Annotated in this window: 14 protein-coding genes; 7 read left to right on the top strand and 7 right to left on the bottom strand. The window is 59.5% G+C overall.

Translation table 11 applies throughout. The features are described 5' to 3' along the window. Positions 1 to 17 precede the first annotated feature (17 nt). From MUN80_RS04600 to thrA, 5 genes are all read right to left on the bottom strand, one after another. The gene (locus tag MUN80_RS04600; RefSeq protein ID WP_244720225.1) at positions 18 to 1,280 is read right to left on the bottom strand and encodes an NAD(P)/FAD-dependent oxidoreductase; all 1,263 of its coding nucleotides are present in this window, start codon (positions 1,278 to 1,280) and stop codon (positions 18 to 20) included. Positions 1,281 to 1,389: 109 nt separating this feature from the next. Continuing rightward, entirely contained in the window at positions 1,390 to 2,079 is a 690-nt protein-coding gene (locus MUN80_RS04595; RefSeq protein ID WP_244720223.1) for a c-type heme family protein, read from the bottom strand. A gap of 84 nt (positions 2,080 to 2,163) precedes the next feature. Beyond that, a complete protein-coding gene (gene thrC / locus MUN80_RS04590; protein ID WP_244720220.1) occupies positions 2,164 to 3,459 on the bottom strand; it encodes a threonine synthase in 1,296 nt (431 codons plus the stop codon). Continuing rightward, positions 3,446 to 4,402: a homoserine kinase gene (locus MUN80_RS04585; protein ID WP_244720218.1), complete on the bottom strand. Its 957-nt coding sequence runs from the start codon at positions 4,400 to 4,402 to the stop codon at positions 3,446 to 3,448. The genes thrC and MUN80_RS04585 overlap by 14 nt, the downstream gene beginning before the upstream one ends. A gap of 89 nt (positions 4,403 to 4,491) precedes the next feature. Beyond that, complete coding sequence (thrA, locus tag MUN80_RS04580; RefSeq protein WP_244720216.1) at positions 4,492 to 6,960, bottom strand: bifunctional aspartate kinase/homoserine dehydrogenase I; 2,469 nt, start codon at positions 6,958 to 6,960, stop codon at positions 4,492 to 4,494. A gap of 490 nt (positions 6,961 to 7,450) precedes the next feature. On the opposite strand from thrA, the gene prfA reads away from it, so the two are divergent. The 4 genes from prfA to MUN80_RS04560 all read left to right on the top strand — a co-directional run bounded on the left by prfA (position 7,451) and on the right by MUN80_RS04560 (position 11,241). Further along, positions 7,451 to 8,521, top strand: a complete 1,071-nt coding sequence (prfA, locus tag MUN80_RS04575; RefSeq protein ID WP_244720214.1) for a peptide chain release factor 1 — start codon at positions 7,451 to 7,453, stop codon at positions 8,519 to 8,521. Positions 8,522 to 8,676: 155 nt separating this feature from the next. Beyond that, positions 8,677 to 10,167, top strand: a complete 1,491-nt coding sequence (locus MUN80_RS04570) for a hypothetical protein (RefSeq protein WP_244720212.1) — start codon at positions 8,677 to 8,679, stop codon at positions 10,165 to 10,167. A gap of 9 nt (positions 10,168 to 10,176) precedes the next feature. Continuing rightward, entirely contained in the window at positions 10,177 to 10,605 is a 429-nt protein-coding gene (locus MUN80_RS04565; RefSeq protein WP_244720210.1) for a secondary thiamine-phosphate synthase enzyme YjbQ, read from the top strand. Positions 10,606 to 10,686: 81 nt separating this feature from the next. Then, positions 10,687 to 11,241: a hypothetical protein gene (locus MUN80_RS04560; RefSeq protein WP_244720208.1), complete on the top strand. Its 555-nt coding sequence runs from the start codon at positions 10,687 to 10,689 to the stop codon at positions 11,239 to 11,241. Between the two features lie 4 nt (positions 11,242 to 11,245). Here the strand turns inward: MUN80_RS04560 and MUN80_RS04555 are convergent, their stop codons facing one another. Both MUN80_RS04555 and gpmI read right to left on the bottom strand, forming a co-directional pair. Next, entirely contained in the window at positions 11,246 to 11,827 is a 582-nt protein-coding gene (locus tag MUN80_RS04555) for a hypothetical protein (protein WP_244720206.1), read from the bottom strand. After that, entirely contained in the window at positions 11,820 to 13,367 is a 1,548-nt protein-coding gene (gpmI, locus tag MUN80_RS04550) for a 2,3-bisphosphoglycerate-independent phosphoglycerate mutase (protein ID WP_244720203.1), read from the bottom strand. The genes MUN80_RS04555 and gpmI overlap by 8 nt, the downstream gene beginning before the upstream one ends. A gap of 152 nt (positions 13,368 to 13,519) precedes the next feature. Between gpmI and MUN80_RS04545 the strand changes: the two genes are divergently transcribed. The 3 genes from MUN80_RS04545 (at position 13,520) to MUN80_RS04535 (ending at position 15,671) form a co-directional block, all read left to right on the top strand. After that, on the top strand, positions 13,520 to 13,918 hold the full coding sequence (locus tag MUN80_RS04545) for a DUF4783 domain-containing protein (protein ID WP_244720200.1): 399 nt from the start codon (positions 13,520 to 13,522) through the stop codon (positions 13,916 to 13,918). Positions 13,919 to 14,061: 143 nt separating this feature from the next. Beyond that, positions 14,062 to 14,922, top strand: a complete 861-nt coding sequence (nadC, locus tag MUN80_RS04540; protein ID WP_244720197.1) for a carboxylating nicotinate-nucleotide diphosphorylase — start codon at positions 14,062 to 14,064, stop codon at positions 14,920 to 14,922. Positions 14,923 to 15,035: 113 nt separating this feature from the next. Continuing rightward, entirely contained in the window at positions 15,036 to 15,671 is a 636-nt protein-coding gene (locus tag MUN80_RS04535) for a hypothetical protein (protein ID WP_244720194.1), read from the top strand. Positions 15,672 to 15,676 lie beyond the last annotated feature (5 nt).

The raw sequence follows: 15,676 nt of genomic DNA, 5'->3' as shown, positions 1-15,676 counted from the left end.
TTGTTAGTTGATTAGACCTAAGATGCCAGCAGGGCTTCGGCCACTTCCCGGCCCGTGGCCATGGCGGCGTTTAGGGACGGATACGCGGTGTAGTCGCCGCAGCGGTAGAGATTTTGAGCCAGTTGCAGCGGCTGGTGTGGGGGCTGCCCACCCGGGTACACGGGCAGGGCCTGGGGAATGTAGTAGGTGCGCAGGTGCTGCCAGCGCCGGGCTTCGGGGCCAAACCAAATACTCAGGTCTTCGCGCAAATATGTGGTAAGCTCTTCTTCCGACAAAACCTGCGGGCCGTGAGTACTTACCGAAATCAGGGTGCGGCCGGCCGGGGCATAATCGGGGGCAACGTGACTAGGGAAGGCCACGTTGTGAGCCAGCGTATTGGGCGCGGCGTTGAGGCGCAGCAGTTTATCGGCCTTCACCGGCGACTCATCGGTAGCAAAATACGTGCAGGTAGTGCGACGCCAAGCCGTGGGAAAAGACAGCCGGGAAGTGGGCAGCAGCCGGGCTGCCGCCTCGCCATCGGTAGCTACGACAACCGCTGCCGCCGCCAAGGTTTCGCCCGAAGCCAGCTGAACCGTGTTGCCCTGCACACTGCTTACGGCCGTGTTGAGTCGGAGGCTCCCGACGGGCAGGCGGGCGGCCAGCTGCTCGGGAATCTGCTGTATGCCCAGAGCCGGAATGGCTGCATCGCCTTCCACGAATTGCTTGAAGACAAACTCGAAAAAGTTGCTGCCTGTGCTCAGGCTGCGGTCCAGATACACGCCACCGAAAAACGGCCGGAAGAAGGAGTCAATGATTTGCTCGCTCCAGCCGTTCTGCCGCAGGTAAGTAAGGGTATCAGCGGAGGGAAAATCGAGCAGTTCCTGGTTGGTGCTGGTCTTGACGCGCTTAGCTAACGCCAGAATACGCAGCTTATCGGCCAGAGTACCGATGGGTGAAGCCAGGGCCGAAAATGCAGCCAGGGGCTGGTCCAGCGGATTTACCAGGGTAGTCTGCCGCCCGTCGGCCAGGCGAATGGCGGCGCCCGAGCGAAATGCCCGTAACTGTAACGCGCCATAATCCAGCAGGCGCTGCACTTCCGGATAGCGGGTTTGGAGCACTTGAAAGCCCCGGTCGAGGCGGAAGCCTTCGGGTGTAACGTCGGTGCGGACCCGGCCGCCCACGGCATCAGCCGCGTCGAGAACCAGCACGGGCCGGCCCGCGCGGTGCAGGTAGTTGGCGCAGGTAAGGCCCGCCATTCCGGCCCCGATAATAATGATGGGAGTAGCTGAAGTCTGGCTCATAGCTCCCTCAACTGCCAGAGCCGGCCGAAGGTTGAGGTCAACTTCGGGTAGGGGCCGATAAAATCCGCTGATTAAGCAGGTAAAATAAAGTCTATCAGTGCACTGGCCGCTAAAACAGTGGCTTGCGGGGCTTCATCACCTTGCGGGTTTTCATGGTGTAGAACTCCGCAATGCCGTTGCGGGCAAAGCTCACCCGCCACACGCCCATAGCGTCGCCGAGCTGGTAGCCGGTGGCCTGGTCCTGCGGATATTTTTGCTTGATAAGAGCATAGTCAGCCGCCGCAACGTCCTTGCCCACCTCGCCGTGGCAGCGCAGGCACTGCGCGTCGCTCAACAAAATCGGGCGCTGGTATTCAAACACGTCCGCCGTAAGCCGCTTGATAAGTCGGGCCGTGTCGGGGCGCAGCTCAGCAGCAGATATGGGGGCCTGATTCTGTGGATTGCGCGGGCGGGACGAGAGTCGGCCCGGCGTGGCTAGCAGCACCAGGGACAGGGAGTCGGTGGAGGCGTAGGCTTCGGGGCGGCAGTAGGGCAAGGCTGAAGCCACTCCGCCGGCTTGCAGCTTATCGGCCAGCAGGCGGCGCAGTTCCCGGTCGGCCTGGCCGGTGAGCGAGTCGCCGGCCCAGCGGGTAGCCCGTAGGAAGTCGGCGGGTAGAATGCGCTTCACGGCCATGTTTTCCAGGGTCGTGGCAATTTGCTTCCCGTTTTCGATGTGCTCAATCTGGTCGGGCCGGCAGCCCGTCAACAGCAGGCTCAAAGCCAAAATTCCGGAGGAAAACGCGGGGAAAGCAGGGCGCATAGCAGCAAAAAGCAAAGGACACAGACCCACCGGCAACGACCGGCTTTGGTAGTACAAACAACGCAAAGAATCAGAAGTTGGCCGCTAGCGGGCCAGCAAATACTCCCGCAACGCCTCGTAGCGCGCCTCTAGCCGTATGCTCTGCTTGGGTTGACGCATCAGCTCGTGCAAGGACTCGGGTAGGGCAATGGCCTGCCCAATCAGCGGCTCGACAACCTCCGGAAACTTTACTGGGTGGGCTGTTTCCAGAAACAGCCCATGTTGCCCCGGCCGGCTTTGCAGGTACTCCTGGAGAGCGTGAAAGGCGACGGCGCCGTGCGGGTCGAGCAGGTAGCCGGTTTGCTGGTACACCTGCTCGATGGTGGTGCTGGTCGTGGCGTCGCTCACGGTGCAGCCGTGAATGAGCTGGCTGATGGTGGTGTGGCTTTGGGCAAACAGCTCTAAAATGCGGGTAAAGTTGCTGGGGTTGCCCACGTCCATGGCGTTGGAAAGAGTAGCCACGGCGGCTTTGGCAGCAAAGTCGCCGGTGCGCAGGTAGCTGGCCACGGCGTCGTTGGCGTTGCAGGCCGCCACAAAGTGCTGCACCGGCAAACCCGACACGTAGGCCAGCAGTCCGGCGCAAAGGTTACCGAAGTTGCCGCTGGGCACGGCCACCACCGGCGGCTCGGGGTGCTGCCACTGCTGCCAGGCGTAGATATAATACAGCTGCTGGGGCAGCCAGCGGGCTACATTGATGGAATTGGCTGAGGTCAGGGTCAGGTGGCTATTCACGGCCGAATCGGTAAAAGCCTGCTTGACCAGTTGCTGACAGTCGTCGAAGTCGCCCTGCACTTCCAAGGCCGTAATGTTCTGACCCAGGGCCGTCAGCTGCCGCTCCTGCACCGGACTCACCTTGCCCGAAGGGTAGAGAATGACTACGTCCACGCCATCTACGCCCAGAAATCCGTTGGCGACGGCCCCGCCCGTGTCGCCGGACGTAGCTACCAGCACGGTTATTCTGCTGGTTTGCTGGCGCGAAAAGTAGCCCAGACAGCGGCTCATAAATCGCGCCCCCACGTCCTTGAACGCCAAGGTCGGGCCGTGAAACAGCTCCAGAGCCGCAATCTGCTCCGTGACGGACACCACCGGAAACGGGAAGTCCACGGTTTCGGCGCAGATGCGGGCCAGCTCGGCGGCGGGTATCGTGTCGCCTACGTAGGGCTGCATCACCTGCAAGGCCAGCTCGGCTTTGGGCAGGGTCTTGAGGTCAGCAAGTAGCTCGGGCGAGAAGCGCGGAATGGTTTCTGGGAAGTACAAGCCGCCATCGGGCGCTTGGCCGGCAATGGTGGCGGCCCGGAAGTCGACGCTCGGGGCCTGGTGCTTGAGGCTATAATACTGCATTGGGCTGAAGCTGCTCGGTGGGCACTACCTGCACCCCACCGGGGCTGATGCGGGTGACGTAGGTGTGAAAATCAATGCCTAAATCGGTGTAAATCTGCTGCATGGACTGGGCTACAGCCCGGGCCGTTTCCTCGGTGCGGCTGAGCATAAAGATGGACGGCCCCGACCCGGAAATGCCGCCGCCCAAGGCTCCAGCCAGTCGGCTCTGCTCTTTCACGGCCGCAAATCCCGGAATCAGAATGCTGCGCACGGGCTCAATGATGACGTCTTCCAGGGAGCGGCCAATCAGGTCGTAGTCGCTTTTGAGCAGACCTGCCACCAGCCCGCCCACGTTGCCCCACTGCCGGATGGCGTCCTTGAGCAAAACTTCCTTTTTGAGAATCTGGCGGGCATCAGAAGTCTTGACCTCGATCTGCGGATGCACCACCGTCACGTGCAGCTCGGGAGCGGGCAACGTCACGATGTCGGGCCGGGGCTCGGTGGCCCGAATCAGCGTGACGCCGCCGTAGATGGCCGGGGCAATGTTGTCGGCGTGCTGCACGCCGGAGGCTACTTCTTCCCCGAACATGGCAAAGCGCACTAAGTCTTCTTTGCTGAACGGGTTACCCAGCAGCTCGTTGGCTCCCACTACGGCGCCGGCGGCACTGGCGGCGCTGCTGCCGATGCCACTGCCGGGCTTGATGTTCTTCTGAATCCGGACCTCAATGCCAGTGCCGGCCGGAGCTTCGCGCAGCAAGGCCAACAGGGCGGCCCCGGCCACGTTGCGCGTGGGCTCGGTGGGCAGGTCGTAGTCATCCTCGTTGATGATGGTTACGCCCGGCGTGTTGGTCAGGCGCAAGTGCATGGTGTCGGTAGGCGTAGCCAGGGCAAAGCCCAGCACGTCGAAGCCGCAGACGACGTTGGCCACGGTGGCCGGAGCCAGCACGGTGATGGAAGCAGACATAAGAGAAAGAGAAGTAGATGCTGGTGAATCGTTTAGGGCATAAGCCAACTTAGAGCGTCATGTGTCCTGCTGGTCGACATGGCGTGCTGCTACCCCCGGGCCGTGCGGATGATGTCGGCAAAGACGCCCGAGGCCGTTACCTCGGCGCCAGCACCGGCCCCCTTAATCACCAAGGGTTGTTCCGGATACCGGTCGGTGTAGAACAGCACCGCGTTGTCTTTGCCGTGCAGGGCGTAAAAGTCGTGGCCAGGCGCTATGGACTGCAACCCCACGCTGGCCTTGCCGTCGGCGTAGCGGGCCACAAATTTGAGCTTCTTGCCCTGGGCCGCTGCCGCTTCGTAGAGGCCGTGAAAATGCTCCTCGTGTACGGCCAGTTGCTCGTAGAAGTCCTCCACGCTGCCTTCCATGCACGAGGCGGGCAAGAACGACACGTTCTGAATCTGCTCCATTTCCAGCTTCTCGCCGGTTTCGCGGGCCAGAATCAGGATTTTGCGGGCCACGTCGGTGCCGCTCAGGTCCAGGCGGGGGTCGGGTTCGGTGTAGCCTTCCTGCTGGGCTTGGCGCACCACCTCGGCAAAGGGCCGCTTGCCGTCGTAGTGGTTGAATACGAAATTCAAAGTACCCGATAGCACTGCCTCAATCCGGTTGACCACGTCGCCGCTACGCAGCAAATCGTTCAGCGTGCCAATGACGGGCAGCCCAGCGCCCACGTTGGTTTCGAACAGAAAATCGGTGTTGAACTCCTGGGCCAGGGCCTTGAGCCGGGCGTAGTTGACGTATTCCGAGGCGCAGGCAATCTTATTGCAGGCCACCACGGCTACGCTTTTCTCAAGCAGCGCGCCGTACACCTGGGCCACGTCGGCGCTGGCCGTCACATCCACAAACACGGCGTTGCGCAGGTTGCGGGCGTGAATAGCTTCAACCAAGGTGGGCAAATGCAGCGGCTCGCCCTGTTCCAGAGCCTGTTGCCACTGGCCGGGAGCTAGGCCGTGCTCGTGCAGGGCAAACGTGCGGCTGTTGGCCACGCCTACCACGCGCACGTTCAGCTTGAGCTTTTCCTGGAGGTAGGCCTGCTGCCGGTCGAGCTGCTCCAGGAGCTTGCGGCCCACGTTGCCCACGCCCACCACGAAGAGATTCACCTGCTTGCTGGTCGCCTCAAAAAAGGATTCGTGCAGCACGTTGATGGCCTTTTTCACGTCCTGGGCCCGGATAACCGTCGAAATATTCTTTTCCGACGAGCCCTGGGCAATGGCCCGAATGTTCACGCCATTGTTGCCCAAGGCCCCAAACAGACGCCCGCTGATGCCGGTATGGTTTTTCATGTTCTCCCCCACCAAAGCCACGATGGCCAGGTCGGTTTCCAGGTGCAGCGGGTCTACTTTGCCCACGGCTATTTCGTAGGCAAACTCCTCGTCCACGGAGCGTTGGGCCGCTGCGGCGTCGCGGGCGTTGATGGCCACGCTGATGGAATGCTCCGAGGAGCTTTGGGTGATGAGAATCACGTTGATCTTCTCCCGGGCCAGAGCCTCAAACAGCCGCTTCGAAAAGCCCGGAATGCCCACCATTCCGCTGCCTTCGAGACTGAGCAAAGCCAGCTGCCCAATGCTCGACAAACCCCGCACAATGTGGTTGGTAGCCGGCGGGCTTACCTCAACCAAAGTGCCGTGGTCGGTGGGGGCAAAGGTGTTTTTGATCCAGAGCGGAATGCCTTGGCTCATCACCGGCTGAATGGTGGGCGGGTACAGCACCTTGGCCCCAAAGTGCGACAGTTCCATGGCCTCCTGGTAGGAAATGCGCGCAATGGGCCGGGCGTGGGGCACCAGGCGCGGGTCGGCCGTCATCATGCCGCTCACGTCGGTCCAGATTTCCAGGCGGCTGGCCCCGAGGGCTCCGGCAAAAATGGCGGCGGTATAGTCGGAGCCGCCCCGGCCCAGCGTGGTCGTAGCACCCTGGGCGTCGGCAGCCACAAAGCCCGGCACGAGGTATAAGGCTTCGGGCTGGCTGGCTACAAAGTCGTTGATGAGCTGGTTGGTAGCGGCAAAGTCGACGGCGGCAAAGCCGTGCTGGGAGTTGGTGCGGATAAGTTGCCGACTGTCGTGCCACTGGTGGGCTACCTGCCGGGCTTTCAAGCTGGCGGCCACCAGCTGCGAGGACAGCAGCTCGCCGAAGCTCATAACCCTATCCAGGGTGCGCACGCTCAGCTCGCCGAGCAGAAATACGCCGTTGCAGATGCCTTCCAGCTCGTTGCAGTGCTTCTTGACCAAACTCAGTACGCTGCTCTGGTTGGTTACCGGCACCAGCTCCCGGGCGGCGTCCATGTGGCGGCTTTCAATGTGGTGCAGGCGCTCCTTGTACTCTTCATTACCGGCAGCGGCCAGGCGGCCGGCTTCAATCAGGGCATCAGTAATACCGCCCAGGGCCGAGACGACTACCACGGTTGTTTCCTGCTGGGCCGCAGCCGTTACAATGTCAAGTACTCTGGCAATGTTGGCTGCATTGGCCACCGACGTACCCCGAATTTTAGAACCTGCATACTGCTTAGCTTGAAAAGAACACACACGAAAAAGCCCGGGCCAGGGAGGAATCCTTCGGGGATTTCCTCGGCTCGGGCTGCGACTCAAAAAGAAACTAGAGTGAAAGAGGTAGGTGCAGCCCGGTTACCGGGTTGTTGTGACCGTACCTGTACCCGTGGGAATCACGGGCAGGGCGCAAGAAAAAGCGGCTGTAGCGAAGTGCTGAAGCATCGGGCGCGTTGAATATTGAGCCCAAAGTAGTGAATTATCTGGCCCGTCCAACTTCAGCCTCAGATTTTTACTTGATAACTAAAGAACGTCATTCCGAACCCAACGAAGAATCTTGCGTGCTGACGTTGCGGTGCTGACTGATTACCACTGCCCATGAGATGTCTCGCTGAGGCTCGACAGGACGTGCGAAAGTCAGCGCTTGGCACCAACACTATATTGTATTAGCTACCTGGAACGCGGGGCCGGGTTCATCGTGTTTGTTTCCTTACCTTTGCAAAAGCAAATACAATTTCCTGAAGGCAAGATGCTAGATAAACTGGAGGCCATTCGCCAGCGCTACGAAGACGTAAACGAGCAGCTGATGCAGCCCGAGGCCATGAGCGACATGAAGCGCTACAAGACCTTGAATAAAGAGTATAAGGACCTCGGCAAAATCGTGACCGAGTATAAGAATTACCAGCAGGTGCTTTCCAACATCGAGGGCGCCCGTGAAGTTATTGCCACCGAGAAAGACGAGGACTTCCGCCAGATGGCCAAAGACGAGCTCGAAACTCTGCTGCCCGAGCAGGAGCGCCTCGAAACCGTCATCAAGGAGTTGCTGATTCCCAAGGACCCCAACGACTCGAAGGACATTATCATGGAAATCCGGGCCGGGGCCGGGGGCGACGAGGCTGCCATCTTCGCAGGCGACCTGCAGCGCATGTACATGCGCTTTGCCGAGCGCCAGGGCTGGAAAATGGAACTCGTGGACGCTACTGAGGGCACCAGCGGCGGGTACAAGGAAATTATCCTGGCCGTGAAAGGCGAGGACGTGTACGGCAAGCTCAAGTTTGAGTCGGGTGTGCACCGCGTGCAGCGGGTGCCGGCCACCGAAACTCAGGGCCGGATTCACACCTCGGTAGCTTCCATCGTGGTGATGCCCGAGGCTGAGGAACTCGATGTGCAAATCGACATGAACGACGTGCGCAAGGACCTGTTTATGTCGTCGGGCCCAGGTGGTCAGTCCGTAAACACGACCTATTCGGCTGTGCGCCTGACCCACTTGCCCACCGGCCTCGTGGCCCAGTGCCAGGACCAGAAGTCCCAGCTCAAGAACTTCGACAAGGCCCTGCAGGTACTGCGCTCCCGCCTCTACGAAATCGAGCTGGCCAAAAAGAACGAAGCCGAAGGAGCCCAGCGCAAGAGCATGATTGGCGGCGGCGACCGGTCCGACAAAATTCGCACCTATAACTACCCCCAGGGTCGCGTTACCGACCACCGCATTGGCTATACGGTCTATAACCTGGCCAGCGTGATGGAAGGCAACATCGACGACTTCGTCGAGCAACTGCGCATCGCCGAAAGTGCCGAGCGTCTGCAGGAAGGTGTAGCGTAAGCGTAATACGCCACACTAAGCTGCTCTATAATCCGTTTGTCATCCTGAGCTCGGCGAAGGACCTTACCCGCGCTAGAACTTTGCCGTTCCAGGAGCAGAAGGTTTTTCGCCGGGCTCAGGATGACGCGTTTGTGACCTGATTCATTATTTGTACTATGCGCTTTCTGCTACCCTGCCTGCTCATCCTGAGTTGTCTGCTTACCGTGCTGCCGGGCTGTGAGCCCAAGGAAGACCTGTTGACCACTGACCCCAGCGCCAAGCTCGAATTCTCGACCGATACGGTGCTCTTTGATACGGTCTTCACCCAGGTCGGCACCGTTACGAAGCGCCTGTGGGTGTACAACCGCAACAGTCGGGCCGTGAAGGTGGAACAGATCAGCGTCGTGAATCCGGCCGTAACCGAATATTCCATCATCGTAAACGGCGACGGTGGTGCCATGGCTAACAACGTCGAAATCCGGGGTAAGGACAGTTTGCTGGTGCTGGTGCGGGCCAAGCTCGGCCCGGGCGGTGCCCAGTCCGAAGGCAAGCCCTTCCTGATTGCTGACCAGCTGCGGTTTAAAACCAACGGCAACGATCAGCAGGTCGAGCTGGTGGCTTACGGGCAAAACGCCTTCTTCCACCGCGGAGTACTGGGTTGCAACGAGGTGTGGCGCAAAGACAAGCCCCACGTGCTGCCCAGCTCGGTGCTGGTACCTGCCGGCTGCGTGCTGACCATCGAGGCCGGCGCCCGGGTGTATGCCCACGCCGGGGCGGCCATCATCGTGAAGGGCACCTTGCGGGTGAACCCTACCTATTCACCCACCGGCGAAATCAAGCCCACCGACCCCAACATCGTGCGCTTCTCGGCCGACCGGCTGGAGCCGTTCTACAATGAAATACCGGGCCAGTGGGCCGGTATTCAGTTCGACTCGGTTAGCAGCCGCAACAACGTAATTCGCTACGCCGAAATCAAGAATGCCAGTTTCGGCCTGCTAGTTTACAACCCCGGCAACCAGCAGCCCCGGCCCCGGGTGACGGTTGAAAACACCGTTATTAAGAATATTTCCGGCTCCCGGCTATCCTTCGCCGGTGGCGGACAAACCTTCGACGGAGCCGGCGCGCTCAGCATTGGCGGTGACTTTAACCTAACTAACTGCCTGTTTACCAACTGCGGCGAGTATGCTATTTTAGGCCTGGCGGGTAGTACGTTCAACCTGAACTTCTGCACCATTGCCAACTACACGCCCCAGTTCCGGCGCGAAACAGAGTCTTTGGCCTTTACCAATGAGTCAGCGGTGCGGCGTGTGCCCGGGCCACTGCCGACCCGCATTACCATCCGCAACTCTATCATTTGGGGCTCTATTCCGGAAGAGCTGCTCTTCAAGAACGGCAACGACTACCCCGAGCTGATCATTCAGAACAGCGTGCTACGCACTCAGCGCTACAAAACGTCCTTCGACAACAACGGCAACCGCCTCAACGTGGACCCCAAGTTCAAGCGCCCGGCCGGCCAGTTTGCCGATAAGTTCGATTATAACCTCGATACCCTTTCCGCCGTGAGAAATACAGCTCGGCCCTTCGGCGGCATTACCACCGACCTGCTCAACCGCTCCCGCGACCTGAACACCCCCGACCCAGGCGCCTACGAGCGTAAAGACCTCTAACCTGCCGCTATGATCTGGATCCAGAAACGCCTGCGCCTGCCCGCCGTACGCCGCGGTTTCCACCTCATCACCGACGTGCTGGTAGCCGAATTGCCCGAGCTGGAGCGTATCAAAATCGGGACGGTACACTTCTTTATTCAGCACACTTCGGCTAGTTTGAGCCTCAACGAAAACGCTGACCCCACCGTCCGCCACGACTTCGAGCAGTATTTCAACCGGGCCGTGCCCGAAAATGCGCCTTACTTCCTGCACACCCAGGAAGGCCCCGATGATATGCCGGCCCATCTGAAAGCCGCTACGCTGGGCACCTCCGTTACCATCCCGATTACCAACGGGGAGCTGGCGCTGGGTACCTGGCAGGGCGTGTACCTGGGTGAGCACCGCAACCACGGTGGCCGCCGCTGGATTGTGGCTACCTTAATGGGCACCGAAGGCTAGCCCGGTACCAAATAAATCCGGTAGACGACAAGCCGCGCGCTAATTATTTGCGTATGAGCCAGAAAAGGCCCCTGTTGCGCTATGTTGTCTGCTGCCCTGCTCTCTGCGGTTAAACTCGTCTCTGCCCTGGCAGTGTGCGCCGCCGTGAGCACCAGCCCCGCCAGCCGTACGCAGTCGGAGCCACCTCCCTCCCCCAAGCGCCGCACGGTGCCCCGGCCGGTTACGTCCAAAGCTACTTGTGTCACGACCAACGATACGCTGGCCGGTCAGCCTTTCGGAGCCGAGCTTACCGCCGAGGAACTGCTGCAGGCAGGAGCAAAGATTGTATCACGCAAGCTGTTTGCTAACGTGCACGAGAAAGGACAGAACGACACCATTCTGACGCTGCAGCACCAGGGCAACCAGTTTGAGTTCTATTGCATGCCCGAGCAGCGTCTGTTGCGTCGGGCCGTTATTACTAATTTCCGCCCTGGCTACGGTCAGCGCCTGCGCGAAACGCTGGATGCCTCCACCCGGCAAAGCGGCGGTTCCTGCTCCAAAGTCCAGATTCGGGACACCGAGCGGACCAATAATGTGTCGGCAACCTTCTCGGAAGGCAAGCCTGCTGTGGCCCGCGTCGAGCCGTATCTGGATTAAGTAGCTACGGCAATACCGTCACGGTAGCCGAGTAGCGCAACGTGTCGAACAGAATCAGCTTCTGCACGCCCTGTACCCGGTACGTTTTCAGCAGCCCATTCTGGTACTGCAGTGCCAATACTTTGCGTGAGAAGAACAGCGGATTATCCTGAGTCAGCACAGCCTCAATACGGCCTTTCTTGGTGTCATTCTGCTCTACCCGCAGCTGCTCTACGATGTTCTCAACGCCGGCTTTGCGGCGGTAAGTCTTGGCTATAGTCACCGTGTCACCTACTGGCGCATTTTGAGCCTCGTAGGCACCGCGCAGTGCGGGCTTATTAATGTCGGCTTGGTAGAAAATCTGCAATTCCTTGCTCCAGTCCACCTTTTCGACCCGGGTGGTTTCTACTTGCCCGTCACGCAGCATGACCTGCTTTTCCACCGCCGGCTGTTGCCGGGTAAGCAGAGCCGCTTGGTTGTCCAGAAAGCCTTTCACGTCGAAGTACAGCGGCTTGCGGGCCGGCTGGCCCGCCCGGGCAGCATCCTGCTCCTGACTACAGGCCGTAATCAGGAGCAGCGAGGCGGCGGCCCAGAATGCTCTATGCATTCGTAGGAGCGGCAGTAGGTTGCAGCAACGACACGCCGGTCATATCAGCAGGCTGGGGCAAGCCCATCAGCGCCAGTACCGTTGGGGCAATGTCGCCCAGCTTGCCATCCGTCAGGGTGCCCTGGTAGTCCGTATCAGCCAGAATGCAGGGCACCAGGTTCGTCGTGTGAGCCGTGTTAGGCGTGCCGTCGGGGTTAATCATCATGTCGGCATTACCGTGGTCGGCAATAACGATGCAGGCGTAGTTGCTCTCCAGGGCAGCCGTTACTACGTCACGAGTGCAGGTGTCCACGGTTTCTACGGCCTTTACGGCGGCTTCAAATACGCCAGTGTGGCCCACCATGTCAGGGTTGGCGAAGTTGAGCACCACAAAGTCAGCCGATTTGGCCTGCAACTCCGGCACCAGGGCGTCGCGCAGCTCGAAGGCACTCATTTCGGGCTGTAAATCGTAGGTGGCTACTTTGGGTGAGGCACGCATCAGGCGGGTTTCACCGGTGAACTCCACCTCCCGGCCGCCCGAGAAGAAGAACGTCACGTGCGGATACTTCTCGGTTTCGGCAATGCGGATCTGCTTTTTACCGTTGGCTTCCAGCACCGCGCCCAACGTGTTTTCGAGGTTGTCTTTCTCGAAAATCGGGGTGACGCCCACAAACGTGGCGTCGTAGTTGGTCATGGTCAGGTAGTGCAGGTTCAGCCGGTGCATGTTGAAGGCGTGGAAATCCTGCTGCGTTAGGGCCTGCGTGATTTCCCGGCCCCGGTCGGTGCGGAAGTTGAAGCAAATAACCACGTCGCCTTCCTGAATGGTAGCCAGCGGCAGCCCGTCAGCCCCAACTTTCACAATCGGCTTCAAGAACTCATCCGTCACGCCTTCCTTATAGGAGTCGAGCATGCTCTGAATCAGGTTCTGCGAGGGCGTGCCTTTGCCGTTCACCATCAGGTCGTAGGCTATTTTCACCCGTTCCCAGCGGTTGTCGCGGTCCATGGCGTAGTAGCGCCCCACGACCGAGGCAATCTTGGCGCCGCTACGGGCCAGGCTCTGCTCCAGGTCATTCACGTAGTTTACGCCACCCTTGGGGTCGGTGTCGCGGCCATCGGTGAAGGCGTGAATAAATATCTTGTGCACGTCAGCGTCGTGGGCCAGGGTGCACAGGGCTTTCAGGTGTTCAATGTGGGAGTGGACCCCGCCATCCGAGAGCAGCCCGATATAATGCAGGTTGCGGCCCGTGGTGCGGGCGTATTCGAAGGCTTTTTCCAACGCCGGCATCGAGCCTAGCTTCCGCTCCCGAATCGACTTATTGATGCGCACCAGATCCTGGTACACGACCCGGCCGGCTCCGATGTTCATGTGGCCGACTTCCGAATTGCCCATCTGCCCGTCGGGCAGCCCCACGGCTTCGCCCGAGGCCTGAAGCTTACTGTGGGGAAATCGTTGAAACAGTGAGTCGACAAACGGAGTATTGGCCTTGTCGATAGCCGATACTTCCTTGTTCTGTGCCAGACCCCACCCGTCCAAAATCACCAGCAATACCTGTTTATTCATAGCGGCAAAGATAAGGGCACGCGCGGGAACGTGCACATTTTGTTGGTTTGGGTTAACTTGGAGCCGTGGCGCACGGCTGTAGGGACATTTTATAAACAAGGCCTACTTGGCATAGTTTTAGCGAACTGTATGATACATTCCCTACACATAGTATGAAACGCAACATTTTTCAGGTTATTACCGTCGTGTGGTTCTTGTTACTTTCCGTAACGGTACTGGCACAAGGTGAGGCCTTCACGCCGGTTCGCAATGCCATCCGGAGCGGCTCTTCCCGGGAGCTGTCCCAGCATTTTGGATCCACGGTCGAGCTGAGCTTTGATGGTGACAAGCAAAGCTATAGCGCCACGCAGGCTGAGTTTGTCATGAAGGACTTCTTCGCCAAGAACTCTCCCGCCGGTTTCGACTTTGTGCACTACGGTGGTAGTAACGAAGGAACGCCCTACGCAGTTGGCAAGTATGTGAGCAAAACCGGTGCCTATCGGATGTTCGTCAAGATGAAGTCGGCGCAGGGCAATCTGGTGATTGACACGATTGATTTCACCAAGGAATAGGTCCCCGGCAAGCTCTACAGTGCTAAGGATTTGAAAAAAAGCTACTTATTCTAACAGAACCGCAGCCCACAGGCCGCTCACTGTTTTTGAGGATTCTAGGAAAGGCCCCGGCGCAAGTCGGGGCCTTTTTCTATTTTTGCACCGTGCAAAACCCATCCTACCTGACCCCCGAAGCGCTTACCGCCTTTATTCGTACGGCCCTGGCCGAAGATATCGGCGACGGTGACCATTCCTCCCTGGCGGCTATTCCGGCCGACGCCCGCAACCGGGCCCATCTGCTGGTAAAAGACGCGGGCGTGCTGGCGGGCGTAGAGCTGGCCCACCTCATTTTTCGCGAGGTCGACGCCGACTTGAAAGTCGAGCAGCACCTCAGCGACGGGGCCCTGGTGAAGCATGGCGACGTTGCCTTCATCGTGGAAGGCCGTTCCCAGAGCATCCTGACAGCTGAGCGTCTGGTGCTCAACTGCATGCAGCGCATGAGCGCCATTGCCACCAAAACGGCTTACCTGACCAGCCTGCTGGCCGGCACTAAAGCCAAGCTGCTCGATACCCGCAAGACCACGCCCAATTTCCGCATCTGCGAGAAATGGGCAGTGCTCATCGGTGGCGGCGTCAATCACCGTTACGGTCTGTTCGATGGTATTATTCTCAAAGACAACCACGTAGACTACGCCGGTGGTATCCGGGCGGCCATCGAAGCTACCCACGCGTATCTGGCCCGCACGGGCCGGCAGCTGTCCATCGTGGTCGAGACGCGCACCCTGAGCGAAGTGCAGCAGGTGCTGGAAGTAGGCGGTATTGACCGGGTTATGCTCGACAATATGACCCCGGCCCTGCTCCGCGAAGCTGTAGCCCTCATTGCGGGCCGTTTCCCCACCGAGGCCTCGGGCGGCATCACCGAGCAAACCATTGCCGACGTGGCCCAGACCGGCGTCGACTTTATTTCCGTCGGGGCCTTGACGCACTCCGTTAAAAGCCTGGATTTGAGCCTGAAAGCATTTTAAATCAATGTGCGAATGTGGTGAATGTGCTGATGTGCTAATGCGTTGTTTCTCATTGGCCACCAATACATTCATGAGCACATCAGCACATTTCTCACAATAGCACATTACTCTAGATGCAACAACCCAATCAACGCGGTGGCTACCGGCAGGCCCAGGGCCCGGCCCCTATGGCCATCCGCACCAAGAAATACCAGCTCGACACCGATACCTACACCCGCATGGCTATGGCTCAGGTGTGGAAGAAGGAGTGGTGGTATGCACTTATTCCGCTGGCCATCGGCTTACTGCCGGCCGTTATCTGGCCTTCATGGTGGTGGCTGCTGTTAGCCGTGCTGCTCACGCTGCTGTTTGTGCTGCTGCGCTCGGCCCAGATTACGGGTGTGGCCCAGATGGAACAGAGTAAAGCCCTGTTTGAGCGGATGAATTATGAAATCGACAACCGCCAGATCGTGCTGCGTCAGAGCGAAACCAAGGGTATGGGCCTCACCTGGGACATGATTGGGCAGGCCCGGCGCGACAATGATGCCTACCTGCTGTGGCTGCAGCCTCCCGCAGCGGCCGACGAGCTGAAGGGCTTCAAGGGCTGGATGGCGCGCACTTTCAACGTGCCGATTTTCCTGCATTTCCCGCTGCGTATTTTCAACTCGCCCAACGATATCAAGCTGTTTGACTCGATGCTGCGCCGCAAAAACCTGCTGCCGGCCCAATCTCCGGCTGCCCCCGCGCCTACGAGCCCAACTTCCGCGTAACTTTG

The sequence above is a fragment of the Hymenobacter cellulosivorans genome (assembly GCF_022919135.1).
Lineage (GTDB): Bacteria > Bacteroidota > Bacteroidia > Cytophagales > Hymenobacteraceae > Hymenobacter > Hymenobacter cellulosivorans.
Note: the sequence above shows the minus strand (reverse complement) of the source record. Positions and strands in the feature narration are given on the sequence as shown.

What these genes read in the sequence shown, in the direction of transcription:
- MUN80_RS04565 (WP_244720210.1), top strand. Translation starts at nt 10,177, where the DNA reads ATGATCTGGATCCAGAAACGCCTGCGCCTGCCCGCCGTACGCCGCGGT.
- MUN80_RS04535 (WP_244720194.1), top strand. Translation starts at nt 15,036, where the DNA reads ATGCAACAACCCAATCAACGCGGTGGCTACCGGCAGGCCCAGGGCCCG.
- MUN80_RS04585 (WP_244720218.1), bottom strand. Translation starts at nt 4,402, where the DNA reads ATGTCTGCTTCCATCACCGTGCTGGCTCCGGCCACCGTGGCCAACGTC.
- MUN80_RS04570 (WP_244720212.1), top strand. Translation starts at nt 8,677, where the DNA reads ATGCGCTTTCTGCTACCCTGCCTGCTCATCCTGAGTTGTCTGCTTACC.
- gpmI (WP_244720203.1), bottom strand. Translation starts at nt 13,367, where the DNA reads ATGAATAAACAGGTATTGCTGGTGATTTTGGACGGGTGGGGTCTGGCA.
- MUN80_RS04560 (WP_244720208.1), top strand. Translation starts at nt 10,687, where the DNA reads ATGTTGTCTGCTGCCCTGCTCTCTGCGGTTAAACTCGTCTCTGCCCTG.
- MUN80_RS04545 (WP_244720200.1), top strand. Translation starts at nt 13,520, where the DNA reads ATGAAACGCAACATTTTTCAGGTTATTACCGTCGTGTGGTTCTTGTTA.
- MUN80_RS04595 (WP_244720223.1), bottom strand. Translation starts at nt 2,079, where the DNA reads ATGCGCCCTGCTTTCCCCGCGTTTTCCTCCGGAATTTTGGCTTTGAGC.
- MUN80_RS04555 (WP_244720206.1), bottom strand. Translation starts at nt 11,827, where the DNA reads ATGCATAGAGCATTCTGGGCCGCCGCCTCGCTGCTCCTGATTACGGCC.
- MUN80_RS04600 (WP_244720225.1), bottom strand. Translation starts at nt 1,280, where the DNA reads ATGAGCCAGACTTCAGCTACTCCCATCATTATTATCGGGGCCGGAATG.
- prfA (WP_244720214.1), top strand. Translation starts at nt 7,451, where the DNA reads ATGCTAGATAAACTGGAGGCCATTCGCCAGCGCTACGAAGACGTAAAC.
- thrC (WP_244720220.1), bottom strand. Translation starts at nt 3,459, where the DNA reads ATGCAGTATTATAGCCTCAAGCACCAGGCCCCGAGCGTCGACTTCCGG.